This is a genomic window from Candidatus Liberibacter africanus PTSAPSY, assembly GCF_001021085.1.
GTDB classification, from domain to species: Bacteria; Pseudomonadota; Alphaproteobacteria; order Rhizobiales; family Rhizobiaceae; genus Liberibacter; species Liberibacter africanus.
The window spans coordinates 1-15,755 of sequence record NZ_CP004021.1; the positions used below are offsets into that span (position 1 = coordinate 1).

Here is a 15,755-nt window from a genome sequence, read left to right on the forward strand (position 1 = left end):
CAAACATCAATAATAAAATATTCTCTTCTACTTATCATACCATATACGTTTTTCGGTCATATCATTACCAATTTGCAAAAACGCATCATGCATAGAATTTGAATCTTCCACGAAATAAAATTGATCCGGCGAAGCGCACTTTTTAAGAAAATCTCTCGCTTTAAGGACACGAATACCAACAGAATAAATTATTGCCCCTTTTTTCTTTGCCTCATTACAATAATATAGACTTTTTTCATTTTCTTTCTCCCTACTATTATCTCCATCCGTCACAAATATGATAAATTTTTTATAATAACTATTTTCTGCGAGAAAAATTCTCTGTGTTTGTAAGCCGAAAATTTGGTTGTAAGCATATTCCAACCCAGGAGTTGAGTTCGTAGAATAACCCATATTAAAATTATCCATTTTCCTCTTAAGATGTTTTATGCCCCAGTCCAAAGGAATAGACTCCATAATCTTTTCAGCAAATGTTACTAATCCAGTACGAACAACATTTTTCACATCTGAAATGCATTTAAGTGAATTTAATATTATATGAATGCATTCTTTTGCTAAATCTATCTTTTTTTTACATGAAGATAAATAATTCATCATAGAACGGGAAACGTCCAAAACTATCATCATATCTAGCCCAACGTCATTTTGAAGGCTTACTTGTAAGGAACTGGTAATCAAGATTAAATTATGACCGCTATTAACTCTATTAGCATACCAAGAAGCAAAATTATAAAATTTAAACGGTACTCTATGCCGCGAAACAGCAATTAAATTATATGATTTGTTGATATAATTTGAAACAACGCTAAATGATGTAGAATTGATCAGATCATCGACATATTCCGCAAAACCATTTTGGTATAATTCATTGTAAAAAGCTTTTTGCCAAATATCTTTTATTTTACATTGAACGTCCCTGGCAATTGGTGTTGCAGTTGTACTACTCAATTCACCTGTTATTTGTGATGCCGTATATAAGAGAGAACGATCAAGAATAGACCGAATTTCTTCCTTTACATATAATATATTCGATAATTCAACTATTATCCCCGTAACTATTAAAATTATAGGGAATATAATAGCCGATAATATACTTACACTTCCTATAAAATCATGAAAAATTCTTTTAATTTTTAAAAAAAACATAAAAACCTATATATCTATTACTTTCCTTTTATAAAGAATACGACATAGGATTAATATATAATAAGTATATATTATATTTATATGATATATATAAATAATTTATAATTATAAATGAATTTAAATACAAATATAAAATGATTTATAGATAGTCTTAGTATTATACTTTTTGTTATTTAATGAATTTATTATTATAAAAAATCACTTATTATTTTGGGGCAACCATTTTCTCAGCAGGATGTGGAGAAACTTTACCCATCTTGTGGGCTGTATCTCCAGACAACAAAAGTCCTTTAGACTTCTTATAACCCTTCAAAATCTTCTGAGATTCATGAGCTAAAAATTCAGCTTTTTGCAAACTAACCTGTACATTGCGAAAAATATCTCGAAAAGACATGTAAAAACCATGGCGATTTCCAGATATATAATCTCTGGTCTGCCGATACAATCCAACTACTTTGGATATTTTAATATCCGAACCATCAAGGTATAACAAGGAACGAATAAGTTGGTAAGATGCAACACCATATAAGACATGAGCATTATCCAAGTTCTGAAGATCATATTCCTGTCGTGCAAGTTGTATATTTTTTTCTGCTTCTTTGATGATATTATTAGCTATTTCTTCCCGATTTTTATCATCTAAAGTTTTTGCCCATTTCCTTTCAATATCACGTAAAATACAACCCTCATGATTATAAAAATTACCCGCAGAAAACTTAATATCATTATAATAAAGCAATTTCTTGATAAGATTGCTGGTGTTTCCTTCAAGATGTATTAAGCGTCGATAAGCAGAACGCGAAGGCTCAACAGAACGATCATAAGATGATATAATATTGATGTGCCACTGAGCAGCAGAATCAAAATCTTTCTTTTGAAGGCTTTCTTGAGCTTTAGTCTTATACATATCTAAATCTTTAAACATATTTATAGCAGATGAAATATCCTGCTCAAATTGATCATCGCTGACATTCTTAATTATGTTTATATTATGAATAATCCGATCTCGCAGATCTATAAGACCAGGAGATGGGTAATGCAATATCATTTTATTAAGCCCGTCTAAAGAGACGTTTAAACTATTTTCAACTTTCAATGATCTTTCTATAAGAGCATCATTCAATTTATATAACTTATTTTTTGCAAGATCATAGATTTCACTATACTCTTTGAAAAACTCCTTCATAAGCCTAGTGTATTGATTGTTTATACTCCTTTCTTCGGTGATAATAAATTTATTTGGAACTGATTGCACACGAATAAAAGAGCGTGAAGTTTTTCTTAATACATCAAGAATCTTTTCCAAAGTGAGATCTTTTTTCTGTGCTTTTTGTGTTGCTATTTTAGTTCTTTTGAGGGTCCTTTCTGCTTCTTGCAGTATCTTTTTTGCCCCCTCAAGATTCATTGTAAGTGTCTTGTTTTGCCCCTGTGGCACAGTAATATTTGTCTTGTTTTTTGGACGCCAAAGAGACCATCCGCCATTAACAAAAAGGCTTAGAACTACAATACTTCCTATTAATCGTTTATTCATATCTCACTGCCAACCACTTTATATTTTAGGTTGAAAAACAAAATTATAATGAAAATCTTTAATTATCAACCAACAAAATCCCTAATACCAGTTGGCCTATAAGCCGGGTTCTGTATATTTCTCTGCGAGAAACTGGTAATCATTCATCTAGTATGCTATTCACATAGCACCTCATGCGACCTACCCGGACAGCTAGATCGAAAACAAATCTGGAAATTACTCCGCGCTATCCCTATTTGGTCTTGCTCCCAACGGGGTTTACCCTGCCATTTTTGTTACCAAAAACGCGGTGAGCTCTTACCCCACCATTTCACCCTTACCTTTAAATTTAAAGGCGGTATATTTTCTGTGGCACTTTCCCTAAAGTCACCTTTGCCGGACGTTATCCGACGTTGAGTTTTCATGGAGCCCGGACTTTCCTCATCTTAAAAAAAAAATCTTTCAAAACGCGATTACCCAGCCAACTGGTTTATTGACTGTAAAGAAAACAAAACAATAATACTATTAAAATATATTCAATATGGTAAAAAACTCTAGATAAAAGACACAATACTCAATACCCATAATGACAACTGATATCCTTTTATAGAAATATGGAATGATAATGATGAATATGCGATATTTAAATGACTTTTAGAGGACATTGCATATTTGCCTCGGCAAGTATTATCCTTACCAAAAAATAAACCTCTAGAAATCTTTTGAAGATATGGAATGATAATGATGAATATGCGATATTTAAATGACTTTTAGAGGACATTGCATATTTGCCTTGGCAAGTATTATCCTTGCCAAAAAAATAAACCTCTCAACATCTTTTGAAGATGCTGAATGGGGTATAGTGATTGCAGGCGCATTATTATCTTGTCTTTTGCCAGATATTGATCATCCTAAATCATTTATTTCTCAACGTTTTAAAACCTTTTTCTTTTTTCCTTCCTTTATATTAAACCATCGAGGTTTTACGCACAGTATCCTCGCAGTTATCTTATATGGATGGCTTATACATTATTTTTTCCCATTAGAAAAAATATCTTATCAAGGGTTTCAAGATTCGCTCATCATCGGATATGTAAGTCATTTAGTCGCAGATATCCTTACCCCATCTGGCATACCGTTATTATGGCCTTATCAATGGAGATGTCGCTTGCCTTTATTACAATCAAAATCTCCTACGATAGAAATATTCTTTTGTGTATTATGCCTTATTTATGCCATAATCATCGTTAGTTAAAATACTAAAAGACACTGCTATTATTAAAAATATCCACTCGAATTATCTATACAATGATGAAATGTCCGCTTAAAAATGTAAAATAAAAAAATAATTATGAACTAAATGACTTAATTATATAAAAAATGACATATAATTTAATTGTATTTTTCTATAATAGAGATATCCCATACCATAGGTATGAAAAGGAGTTAAGCGATTGCGAAAAGTATTTCATAAAAAACCAAATCTATTGATTGGTTGAAGAGTAATAATAGAGATTAAACAGAGAGATTTTCTAATTAGCATGAAAGAAATATCAAGCATATCAATGCCCATGCGTTGGATCGGGCCTATTAAAATAACAGGAAATGTTATCCAAGAAGAGGTAAGCGTTCCTCTCGCAACCTACGAATATCCTCTTTGGCACTCTGTAAAAAGAGGCGCATATATCTCAAGGCTTTGTCAAAATGGTATACGCGCAACACTCATTGATGAACGTATGACCCGTTCTATATTTTTTGAAACTGAAAATGCACAAATGGCTTTAACCGCACTCCAAGAAATAAGCCTACGAAAAGAAGAACTAGAAAAAATTGTAGAAAAAACAAGCCGTTTTGCCCGTTTTATTCAGTTACACCCTCAAATAGCAAGCAATCTCCTTTTTCTCCGCCTTGAATTTTCTACTGGAGATGCCTCGGGACATAATATGGTAACCAAAGCAGCCGATGCCGTCATGGACTGGATTTTATCACAATGGACTTATTTACGTTATGGGTCTGTTTCTGCTAATATTTGCTCCGACAAAAAAGCAACTGCCATTAATGGTATTATGGGGAGAGGAAAAAATTTTGTAACAGAAATAACGATTAATCGTGAAATATGTCAAAAATATTTACATACTACTCCAGAAAATATTATCCGTCTTAATATGCAAAAAAATTTGATAGGAACTATTTTAGCCGGGGGTATACGCTCGGCTAATGCCCACTTTGCTAATATGCTGTTGGCCTACTATCTCGCAACAGGACAAGATGCCGCCAATATCGTTGAAGGATCTCAGGGTTTGACTTATGCCAATTTGCAAAACGATTCTCTTTACTTTTCTTGTACAATACCAAATCTCATTTTAGGATGTGTTGGAAACGGCAAAAATATTCCTGCTATAGAAAATAATTTAACAGCATTGGGTTGCACCCAAAAAAGGAATAATGGAGATAATGCCCGTCGTCTTGCAACAATATGTGCAGCAACTGTACTCTGCGGTGAATTATCTCTTATGGCAGCACAAACGAATCCTGGCGAACTAATGAAAGCTCATTTGCGCCTAGAAAGGACGCATGCAAATGCTAAATGATCGAAAAATTGACCATATCAACATTGTATGTAATGATTCTGAAGTAGATCGCAAAAAAAATTTTTTTGATGATTGGCATCTAATCCATAGAGCTTTACCAGAAATATCCCTTGATGAAGTTGATCCATCCGTTACTTTTTTAGGGAAAAAATTGTCTTTTCCATTGCTGATTTCTTCTATGACAGGAGGAAATCATAAAATGATTGAGCATATTAATCGTAATCTCGCTATTGCAGCGGAAAAAACCCAAGTAGCAATGGCTGTCGGTTCACAAAGAGTCATGTTTACTGATCATGAGGCTATTAAAAGCTTCTCCCTACGTCAATATGCTCCTAATACAGTTCTCATCTCTAATTTAGGTGCAGTGCAATTGAATTATGATTTTGGTATTAGTGAAGCACGTCAAGCCGTTAATGTTTTACAAGCAGATGGATTATTTCTTCACCTTAATCCGTTGCAAGAAGCAATCCAGCCAAATGGTAATACGAACTTTGCTAATATCAGCTCCAAAATTTATATGCTATCGTCAAAAATAGACGTACCTATAATTCTTAAAGAAGTAGGATGTGGTCTCTCTCCTATGGATATAGAGTTAGGATTAAAATCAGGGATTCGCTATTTTGATCTCGCAGGACGAGGAGGAACATCTTGGAGCCGAATCGAAAGTCATCGCGACCCCAGCGATACCGGTATTGTTTTCCAAGATTGGGGAATTCCAACACCTATTGCTTTAGAAATGGCTCGTCCATACTGTAATAAAGCACAATTTATTGCTAGCGGAGGTCTCCGCAATGGATTAGACATATTAAAATCAATGATCTTAGGGGCTTCCCTAGGAGGATTGGCTGCACCTTTTTTAAAACCAGCTATGGATTCGTCTGAAGCCGTTGTCTCTTTAATAGAATCCCTGCGTAGAGAGTTCATCATATCAATGTTTTTAATAGGAATAAAACGTGTGAAAGAACTATACCTAAATACAGATCTTATACGGCGTCAATAAGCGGAGTATTTGGTTTATGGCAATTGGAATCGAAGATATTTCTTTTTACACCACCAATCAGTATATAGATTTATCTGTGATAGCAGAAAAAAATGGTGTAGACGTAGCCAAATTTTATGTAGGAATTGGACAAGAGCGAATGAGTGTCCTAAATCCCGATGAAGATATTGTTACGATGGCAGCGGCAGCGGCTTTACCCATATTAGAAAATCAAGATAAAAACTTAATCAACACTCTATTTTTTGCAACAGAAAGCAGCATCGACCAATCAAAATCTGCAGCAATATGGCTTCATAATCTTTTAGGTTTAAATTCTTCTTGTCGTGTAGTGGAGCTGAAACAAGCGTGCTATAGTGCTACTTTTGCGTTACATATGGCTTGTGCATTAGTCGCTAAAACACCACAACGCAAAGTACTTATCGTAGCTTCTGATGTGGCACGATATGATCGTGGTTCATCCGGAGAACCCACACAAGGATGTGGTGCAGTTGCAATACTGATCTCATCTCAAGCATCTGTTTTGGAAATTGAACATGCAACAGGAATGTATACAAATGATTGTATGGATTTTTGGCGCCCTAATTATCGTAGTGCAGCATTTGTCGATGGGAAATACTCCACTAAAATTTACCTACAATCTTTAAAGTTATCCTGGCAAGATTATAAAAAAAATAATGGCCATGATTTCAGTCAATTTCAACATTTTTGCTATCATCAACCTTTTACACGCATGGCTGAAAAAGCCCATATTCACTTATCTAAAACTGTTAATATGAATCTTTCTGCTACTGAAATTGAAACTGCTATCGGAATGACTGTACTGTATAATCGTCTGATCGGGAATAGTTATACAGCATCTTTATATATTTCTTTGATCTCTCTATTGGATCATAGCGAAGAAAATCTTGCTGGTAAACGTATAGGATTTTTTAGCTATGGTTCTGGTTGTATGGCAGAATTTTTCTCAGGAATTGTCCAAGAAGGATATCGTTCAAGATCACATAAAAAACATCATCAATATATCATAAACTCTCGTATTCCTGTTTCTTATCAAATATATTGCAATTTACATCAAGAAATGATTCCATCTGATGAAGGGAATTGTATAATACCCCATACAACAACAGGTCCATTTCGTTTAAGCGCAATTAAAAATCATAAACGAATTTATGAAAAAACAACCGTTACAAAATTCTAGTGCTACGAGCATTTCTCCTGCCAAAGTCATATTAAGCGGCGAATATTCTGCTTTATATGGAGGATCAGCGCTAGCTATGACGATTTCTTTTTATTTAAGGGCCTCTCTCACAACCATTGAGCCATCGATAATCCGCATTATAAATCCAGATCCTATCGAATATTCTTTTAAAAAATGTCTTTCGATTGGAAATCAAATCGATCAACGATATCATGATTTTACAAAAAAAAAAATTCCAATATCATCTGTTTTAACCAATCCAAATGATCTAATCATCTATATTGTTAATCGTCATTTCCATAATATATCTTCGGGAATATCATTAGAGATTCATTCTACCATTCCTATAGGAGCTGGTTTTGGTTCTTCTTCTGCAATTATTTCTGCCGTATCTTTAGCCTTAAGTGCTATAACGAACAAACCTTTCTGCAATAAAGAAAAACTTATTTCTGAAACAAGTTACATAGAACGTCTTCAACATGGAAAAACTGGTGTAGTTGATCCTACGACAATAATAATTGGAGGAATCGTATATATAAATCCTCCTCATATTATAAAAAATGAAATTCTTATAGGAGAATGGTGGGCTATAAATACAGGAACGCCAAACAGTTCGACAGGAGAATGTATTTCTTTTGTTGAAAAACACTTTTCAAAAAGCAATATTTGGAGCGAATTTAATTCTGTTACTAATGAAATAATGAATTGTATCCAAAAAAAAGATGAAGAAAAAATATATCATTTAATAAAAATCAATCAATCTCTATTGCAATCTATTGGTGTCGTCCCAAAATCAGTCAGCCAATTCATTCATGCTATTGAGGATAAAGGAGGATCCGCAAAAATTGCAGGCGCTGGAAGTGTTCAAGGAGAAAATGCGGGCCTTGTTCTTGTAGGTGGCTATAATCCAGAAGAATTATCTTCCCTCTATGGCTATACATGTTATAAAATAAAAGAGGAAAAAAATGGGACAAAAATTATATAAAATTCAAGTAAGCGCACCAGGAAGCTTAGTACTGATAGGAGAACATGGAGTACTCTATGAACACGCTGCACTAGCTTTTGCCATTGATAAAAGAATAAAATTATCCCTGACATTACGCAAAGATCGTCTGATAAAAATAAATTCTTCCCTAGGTCAATATTGTGTATCTCTTGATCTTCCAATGATGAATCATCCATTATTTTCTTTTATTCTAGTAGCAATTGAACATATAAAACCACCTTGCGGCTTTGATTTAAACATCATATCTGATCTTGATTCTGGATTGGGTCTTGGCTCTTCTGCTGCCATTACGGTTGCTATAACTGCAGCTCTACTAATGCTTCAATCTCATAAAGAACCTTCATCAAAAGAAATACTTGCACAAGCACATGCGATTGTTTTGAAAACACAAGGAAAATCCTCTGGCATTGATCTTGCTACTTCTATTTATGGAGGATTGATTTTTTACAGCATGCCACAATATAGCGTAGAAAAGATTGATTTTATTTTCCCTATACATTGCGTCTATTCAGGATATAAAACCTCCACTGCTCAGGTTTTAAAAAAAATTGTCCTTATAGAAAAAGAATGTCCTGAAATCAAAAAAATAAATCAAAGTATTTATACTCTTATGGGAGAACTTAGTCATATAGCTGCGCATGCTCTCCGTAATAAAAATTTAAAAGCATTGGCACAGATCATGAATAAACAGCAGGGATTATTGGAAACATTAGGCGTATCTGATCCAAAAATTTCTGAAATTGTTTGGAAACTCCGCGAACAACCTAATATTATAGCCTCTAAAATTTCAGGATCAGGATTAGGAGACTGTGTCATTGCTCTCGGAGAAGGAAATATACACTCTCTTCCTTATAACTCCATCGATTGTCACATGCATTCAAAAGGAATACACATTGTCCCTATCACTTCGTCATATTCTACATAGTTACATTGGTGAATGTAACCCTATCATCCAGAATACAGGAAGCGCTTTTCTTCCTAGTAACATTGCATTATGTAAATACTGGGGAAAAAGAGATTCAAAATTAAATCTGCCATTTAACAATTCTCTTTCTTTGAGTCTGGGATGTCTCGGCACAACGACACATATAACAGTCATTGATTCCGATGCCGATTGTATCATACTAAATGGTCAAAAAATATCTCCTCAGAGTAGTTTCTTTAATAGAATCACTCAATTTTGCGATCTTTTTCGTCAATTTAAAGAATCCTATTTTTTAATAGAAACTTCCAATAATATCCCTACTAAAGCAGGATTAGCCTCTTCTGCTTCTGGCTTTGCAGCATTAACTTTAGCATTATTCCGAATTTATTCTATTCCCGAAAAAAATGAATCTCTATCTCGTGTTGCACGTCTCGGTTCAGGGAGTGCTTGTCGCTCGTTTTATAGAGGATTTTGCGAATGGATATGCGGAACAGATCAAGATGGCATGGATAGTTTTGCTATACCATTAGAAAATCAATGGCCTGATTTACGTATTGGACTATTAAAGATAATCAATAAAGAAAAAAAAATAGGATCGCGTGAAGCGATGGAAATTACACGTCATAGTTCTCCTTTTTTTACACAATGGATAAAACAAATTCCCACAGATCTTGCACACATTAAACAAGCGATTATAAATCAAGATTTTGTCAAATTTGGAGAATTTTCTGAACAAAATGCTTTAAAAATGCACGCAACTATGATTAGCGCATCTCCTCCTCTTTTATATTGGCAAGAAGAAACAATCCAAGGTATGCAAAGAGTATGGAATGCGCGAAAACAATCCATCCCTATTTATTTTACTATCGATGCTGGACCTAATTTAAAACTCTTATTTACTCATAAAACAGAAGAAATAATAAAACAATTTTTTCCAGAAATAACTGTGATCAACCCTCTTGATAGTCCAGATTTATGGGGCAATAAAAAATAATTTTATTCAATAATTATTTTAATAGACCAAAATCAATAGATTATACCTCCCGAACCTAATAATTCCCATATCTTTAATATCCTTTGCATTTTTTTACCATTGCATAATTTCTGATAAAATGAAGAAACAATCCAAGGTATGCAAAGAGTATGGAATGCGCGAAAACAATCCATCCCTATTTATTTACTATCGATGCTGGACCTAATTTAAAACTCTTATTTACTCATAAAACAGAAGAAATAATAAAACAATTTTTTCCAGAAATAACTGTGATCAACCCTCTTGATAGTCCAGATTTATGGAGCAATAAAAAATAATTTTTATTCAATAATTCCCATATCTTTAATATACTTTGCATTTTTACCATTTCATAATTTCTGATAAAATATTGAATTATAGAAATTTTAATCAAATAAATATCCAAGTCATTCGAAAAACATTATGGCCATTAATGATAACAAGATATTCAAAGGGCTATTTGATAAAATGTTTTTTTTACAAGAATAAATGTATTTGCTAGCTTTAAAATACCATCGTAAAATCTATACTTTTGTATTTCTTTATGTATTTAGTGTGACGGTTTTTGCTTAGAAGCAGGAGACTTCTTCAACAAAAGTTTATTATTGTCCTTATCATGTACAATAACAAAGGTTACCCCTTTATCGGGTAATTCTTCCGTCGCAGTACCAGTGAGACCTAACATAATACGTTTTGATTGAAGATGTCGTGTTATAAAAATTGGAAAAGGATGCTTTCCTTGCTGATTCCATAATGCATTAGATAATACCCATAAAAACACCAAAGAATACCCTATAATCATAGATGTAAAAACAGAATTACAAAAAGCTATTTTCCCTAACTTTTTGATGATTTTTAAAAATATCTTGAGAAAAACCGATGTCATATTTTTCCTTAAAACATTTTTTCTCAATGCCTACTTACAGTCATGCACTAATGATATGTTATATTAATAAACAATTAAAAACCACATATAAAAAACATCGATTATAGCTATATCATTATGATAATAAATGTAATTTTACTTTAAAAAATAATATTATTGTACAAAAAAATCAAACTATAAAACAATTGATAGCTCAAGGGGAAAGCCCTATTTCTATATTAACATAAAATAAACAACTTGTATTACTTTTCATCATAATTATATTGGCCTTACATTTTTATTAGTACAAATCCACTCTTTTTTGAGTATTAAAATGCCTTTGGGTTTTCAATAATATCCCCCTTTCAATCCCCCTTTTTTTTCAATTACTTAATTAACACAAAAAATTAACCATATAAATTAATATAATAATTGGATATTGGTACAAATTTTAATGCAATGTTACATAGATATGCAATTAAAATGATAAGTCGTAAAAAAAATTGAGGATATGAAAAATATGTTTAAGATCGCCTCAATAACAGCTAGCTTGCTAATGTTGCCAGAATATATATTGGCTAGTATTCCCAATCGTGATAACAATGCACGTACTTCTGAATCAGCAAGAAATTTAAGGGAGACAACACACCCCATACACACGCTTTACCTTTACCTCCTGCTCTTTATAATTAACCTGTTAGATAAGAGGAAAATCCGGTCATGGCAAGACTGATGGAACGGATACAATCTCTCGACGTTACTGTTGAAGAATCGAATGCAAATTTAAAAAGATCAAGAATAGATACACTAGGCATTACTCCGAAACAACGAGGAGAAAGTTTGGCTCTTACTCTACTAGCTATTCCTCTATATCTAGTCACTCATCGACTGCAACTCATATGATCCACCATATTATGGAAGATAAATATTCAATTATTTTGTATACTACCTGCATTAAAAGGGAGGATACATGAAAATATTAGACGATATCATATGTTTAAAAATTTGTTCGTAAAAAAAAAATTTACATAAGAATGTTTATCAAATATAATTAATGAGTGTAATCTATTTTTTTAAAAAAGTGCAAGGATCTGAGAAAAAGATGTTTTTTATCGCAAAAAAGATTTTTTGGATATCAATGTTTTTAGTAATTTTATCTAGTGTGTATCCGCCATCTTATTTAAAAAACACAACCAAAGATAATCAAATGCAAACAGAAATAAAAGATGTAGTGATTGCTGTAAGCAGTACAGTAGATTATGCAAGAAATATTTGTAATGAAAAACCAGAATTATGTGTCTTATGGAAAAAAATCATTCATGATACTAAAGTACATACTTTAAATGGAGCAAGAATTGCATATAATTTTGCAAAATCTACTCTTGGAAAGTATGAAAAAGAAAATTCAGGGAATCTTGATAAAAAATAATATTTTTATCCCCTACATGATTTAAAAATCATCAGTTGTAATAAAATTTGTTCAGTATATTAAAAAGTATGACGCCTCTTTTTTGGTGAATAAAATTTTCAATGATTCGTACAATAGTATTACTTAAGGATTTATGATCCCGACCATCAAAAATGGTGGTTAGGGTAAGAAAAAACATTGTTATATCACATGCTTAATCTATATTAAGTGTCAACTACAAGGAATTGCTTGTTTCTTGCGATAACTCTAAAAAATATATCCTGTCCAAAACTTATTGTAAAATTAAGAGAAGCGGCAATCGAATCGACTTTTTGGATACGTTTTTTCCTTGACACTTCCATATCTGCCAAAATTTGTTGTTTAGGGTAAGAAAAAAAATGTTATATCACACACTTAATCTATATTAAGTGTCAACTACAAGGAATTGCTTGTTTCTTGCGATAACTCTAAAAAATATATCCTGTCCAAAACTTCTTGTAAAATAAGAGAAGCGGCAATCGAATCGACTTTTTGGATACGTTTTTTCCTTGACACTTCCATATCTGCCAAAATTTGTTGTGCGGATACTGTAGTCAAACGTTCATCCCAAAAAACAAAAGGCACACATATTTTTTTATCGATCATATTATTCACAAAAGCACGCGTGGAGTGCACCCGTGGACCTTCGGAACCATTCATATTCAATGGAAGTCCAATGATAAAAGCTGCTATATTTTCCGTAGTAACAAAAGAAAGTAATTCTAATGCTGTTTGTGTAATCTTTCTTCTCATAATAAATGGACGAGGATATGCAAATTTTCTTCTAGGATCAGAAATAGCAATGCCAATCCTCTTTGTTCCTAAATCAATAGACGCTATAGGTTGATTGGGTTTAAGAGACTTGACCAAGTCTTCAATAAGAAGTATTGACATGCGAACAGTACCTGCTTTTGCATAGTATTTTATAATTTGTTACGTAAAAAAATAAAGGTATTCGTCTTCATTCACCGTATTAATTTAATCAACGTACATACTAGATTATAATGATATTCTTCGAAGATAGCGAGTATAATTTTTTGTAATTGTTTTAACTATTGAGATATTTACAAAAAAATATTACGAAGATTTATTTTCTTGATTACTACTACTCTTGATATAATTAATTTTTATATCTGTGTCCTCATTTAATATTTTAGAGTAAAGTAATGCGCTGTGATAGGAATACATTTGAGATGAAAGGTTCATAAAGATGTTAATTGATGTAGCAGAGGTCAAACGCGTTGCGCATCTTTCTCGCATATCAATAAAAGAGGAAGATATACCCATTCTTTTATCACGTCTTAACAATACTTTGAATATCTTAGAAAAAATTACAGAAGTTAATATTGAGGGTATAGAACCTATGGTATCTGTTGTTCCTATAAAAATGGTGCAGCGATCTGATAAGGTCTCTGATAGCAGTAATGTAGAATCCATTCTGTCAAATGCACCCCATGTTGAAAACAATTTTTTTATCGTGCCTAAAGCCGTAGAGTAATGAATAATACAGTAATTTTTATCGGTTAATTTTATAATGGGAGTTGTATTGAAATGTCAGAATTAAATTTCATGACTGTCTCAGAAGCTAGAGACCGATTAAAATCAAAGGATATTTCCGCAGTAGAACTCGTTGATGCTTATATTAAATCTATTGAAAGTTCTAATAGTAAAATTAATGCATACGTGAAAATAGTTGCACAAAAAGCTCTCGAGTCCGCAGAGGAATCTAATAAGCGGATTATAAAGGGAGATTCAAGGGATTTAGAAGGAATTCCTGTCGGAATTAAAGATTGCTTTGCCACGAAAGGCATTCACACACAGGCGTGCAGTCATATTCTTGATGGTTTCCTCCCCGAGTACGAATCAACGGTTACACAAAATTTATGGAATAACGGCGCCATTATGTTGGGGAAACTAAACATGGATGAGTTTGCTATGGGATCTTCCAACGAAACATCTTATTATGGTCCTGTGATTTCTCCTTGGAGAAGTGATGGCTCTACCGATAAGTTTACGCCTGGCGGATCTTCGGGAGGATCTTCTGCAGCAGTCGCTAGTTTTTTATGTGCCGCTTCTATAGGAACAGATACAGGAGGATCAATTCGTCAGCCTGCATCTTTTACTGGAACAGTAGGAATAAAACCAACATATGGTAGATGTTCTCGTCTGGGTATCATTTCTTTTGCGCCATCTCTAGATCAAGCAGGTATCATTACTCGTACAGTTAGAGATTCAGCAATTTTACTCAAAGCAATTGCAGGACACGATGAAAAGGACGCAACATGCGTTGATTTGCCCGTTCCTGACTATGAATTAGCAATTGGCAAATCTATTAAAGGAATTACAGTCGGAATTCCAAAAGAATATCGACTTGATCAACTGCCTCTTACAATTGAAAAAACATGGCAAAAAGGGATTTCTTGGCTTAAAGATGCAGGAGCAAAAATTGTTGAGATATCTTTGCCTCATACCCAATATGCTTTACCCTCTTATTATATTATTGGTCCAGCAGAAGCTTCTTCTAATCTTTCTCGTTATGATGGTGTGCGTTATGGTTTACGTGTAGAAAGCAAAGACATTGTCGAAATGTATGAAAAAACCCGTTCTATTGGATTAGGTCAAGAGGTTAAGCATCGTATTATGGTTGGTACTTATGTTCTTTCTTCTTGTTGTTATGATTCTCATTATTTACGAGCTCGTAAAATTCGCACGCTTATCAAGCGTGATTTTACAGAGGTTTTTGAGAAAGGTGTAGATGTTATTCTGACACCAACCACACCAACATCAGCTTTTACCCTTGGCAAAAAAGAAAACAACTCTGGTTCCATGGAACATATATACAACGATGTTTTCACAGTTGCCGTTAACATGGCAGGACTACCAGCTATTTCAGTACCAGCAGCTTTATGCGAGAGAAAAATGCCTCTCGGGTTACAGTTGATTGGACAACCATTTCGCGAAGATATACTCTTTAGCGTCGGAGAAGTTATAGAAAAAGAAGCAGGATATTTCCGCCCTCATAAGTGGTGGTAATAATATTTCATGTAACGATATT

Annotated in this window: 16 protein-coding genes and 1 other RNA gene; 10 read left to right on the top strand and 7 right to left on the bottom strand. The window is 33.3% G+C overall.

Features of this window, described 5'->3' with window-relative positions; translation table 11 throughout:
• Nucleotides 1-27: 27 nt before the first annotated feature.
• The 3 genes from G293_RS00005 to rnpB form a co-directional block, all read right to left on the bottom strand.
• A complete protein-coding gene (locus G293_RS00005) occupies nt 28-1,146 on the bottom strand; it encodes a TadE/TadG family type IV pilus assembly protein (protein ID WP_047263770.1) in 1,119 nt (372 codons plus the stop codon).
• Between the two features lie 205 nt (nt 1,147-1,351).
• A complete protein-coding gene (locus tag G293_RS00010; protein WP_047263771.1) occupies nt 1,352-2,677 on the bottom strand; it encodes a hypothetical protein in 1,326 nt (441 codons plus the stop codon).
• Between the two features lie 83 nt (nt 2,678-2,760).
• Nucleotides 2,761-3,145, bottom strand: an RNA gene (gene rnpB, locus G293_RS05495) — RNase P RNA component class A.
• Between the two features lie 274 nt (nt 3,146-3,419).
• Here rnpB and G293_RS00015 point away from each other — a divergent pair.
• From G293_RS00015 to mvaD, 7 genes are all read left to right on the top strand, one after another.
• Complete coding sequence (locus G293_RS00015; RefSeq protein ID WP_047263772.1) at nt 3,420-3,911, top strand: metal-dependent hydrolase; 492 nt, start codon at nt 3,420-3,422, stop codon at nt 3,909-3,911.
• A 286-nt stretch (nt 3,912-4,197) separates the two neighbouring features.
• The gene (locus G293_RS00020) at nt 4,198-5,247 is read left to right on the top strand and encodes a hydroxymethylglutaryl-CoA reductase (RefSeq protein ID WP_047263773.1); all 1,050 of its coding nucleotides are present in this window, start codon (nt 4,198-4,200) and stop codon (nt 5,245-5,247) included.
• Complete coding sequence (gene fni, locus G293_RS00025) at nt 5,237-6,247, top strand: type 2 isopentenyl-diphosphate Delta-isomerase (protein ID WP_047263774.1); 1,011 nt, start codon at nt 5,237-5,239, stop codon at nt 6,245-6,247. The genes G293_RS00020 and fni overlap by 11 nt, the downstream gene beginning before the upstream one ends.
• A 16-nt stretch (nt 6,248-6,263) precedes the next feature.
• The gene (locus tag G293_RS00030) at nt 6,264-7,445 is read left to right on the top strand and encodes a hydroxymethylglutaryl-CoA synthase (protein WP_047263775.1); all 1,182 of its coding nucleotides are present in this window, start codon (nt 6,264-6,266) and stop codon (nt 7,443-7,445) included.
• Nucleotides 7,417-8,430: a mevalonate kinase family protein gene (locus G293_RS00035; RefSeq protein ID WP_047263776.1), complete on the top strand. Its 1,014-nt coding sequence runs from the start codon at nt 7,417-7,419 to the stop codon at nt 8,428-8,430. The genes G293_RS00030 and G293_RS00035 overlap by 29 nt, the downstream gene beginning before the upstream one ends.
• On the top strand, nt 8,411-9,376 hold the full coding sequence (mvk, locus tag G293_RS00040; RefSeq protein WP_047263777.1) for a mevalonate kinase: 966 nt from the start codon (nt 8,411-8,413) through the stop codon (nt 9,374-9,376). Before G293_RS00035 ends, mvk begins: the two co-directional genes overlap by 20 nt.
• Nucleotides 9,345-10,370 (top strand): diphosphomevalonate decarboxylase, encoded by a 1,026-nt coding sequence (mvaD, locus tag G293_RS00045; RefSeq protein WP_047263778.1) that lies wholly within the window; start codon nt 9,345-9,347, stop codon nt 10,368-10,370. The genes mvk and mvaD overlap by 32 nt, the downstream gene beginning before the upstream one ends.
• 568 nt (nt 10,371-10,938) lie before the next feature.
• On the opposite strand, the gene G293_RS00055 is transcribed toward mvaD, so the two are convergent.
• Nucleotides 10,939-11,274 (bottom strand): hypothetical protein, encoded by a 336-nt coding sequence (locus tag G293_RS00055; RefSeq protein ID WP_047263780.1) that lies wholly within the window; start codon nt 11,272-11,274, stop codon nt 10,939-10,941.
• A gap of 668 nt (nt 11,275-11,942) precedes the next feature.
• The gene (locus G293_RS05670; RefSeq protein WP_148407335.1) at nt 11,943-12,134 is read right to left on the bottom strand and encodes a hypothetical protein; all 192 of its coding nucleotides are present in this window, start codon (nt 12,132-12,134) and stop codon (nt 11,943-11,945) included.
• A 221-nt stretch (nt 12,135-12,355) separates the two neighbouring features.
• Between G293_RS05670 and G293_RS00065 the strand changes: the two genes are divergently transcribed.
• Nucleotides 12,356-12,682, top strand: coding sequence for a DUF5330 domain-containing protein (locus tag G293_RS00065; protein WP_047264627.1), 327 nt, complete (start codon nt 12,356-12,358; stop codon nt 12,680-12,682).
• A 203-nt stretch (nt 12,683-12,885) separates the two neighbouring features.
• Here the strand turns inward: G293_RS00065 and G293_RS05995 are convergent, their stop codons facing one another.
• The gene (locus G293_RS05995) at nt 12,886-13,017 is read right to left on the bottom strand and encodes a hypothetical protein (protein ID WP_280136107.1); all 132 of its coding nucleotides are present in this window, start codon (nt 13,015-13,017) and stop codon (nt 12,886-12,888) included.
• Between the two features lie 79 nt (nt 13,018-13,096).
• Entirely contained in the window at nt 13,097-13,594 is a 498-nt protein-coding gene (ruvX, locus tag G293_RS00070; protein WP_047263782.1) for a Holliday junction resolvase RuvX, read from the bottom strand.
• Between the two features lie 316 nt (nt 13,595-13,910).
• Between ruvX and gatC the strand changes: the two genes are divergently transcribed.
• Together gatC and gatA are read left to right on the top strand one after the other, a co-directional pair.
• Nucleotides 13,911-14,198, top strand: a complete 288-nt coding sequence (gene gatC, locus G293_RS00075) for an Asp-tRNA(Asn)/Glu-tRNA(Gln) amidotransferase subunit GatC (protein ID WP_047263783.1) — start codon at nt 13,911-13,913, stop codon at nt 14,196-14,198.
• A gap of 53 nt (nt 14,199-14,251) precedes the next feature.
• Nucleotides 14,252-15,733, top strand: a complete 1,482-nt coding sequence (gene gatA / locus G293_RS00080) for an Asp-tRNA(Asn)/Glu-tRNA(Gln) amidotransferase subunit GatA (protein ID WP_047263784.1) — start codon at nt 14,252-14,254, stop codon at nt 15,731-15,733.
• Nucleotides 15,734-15,755: the final 22 nt, after the last annotated feature.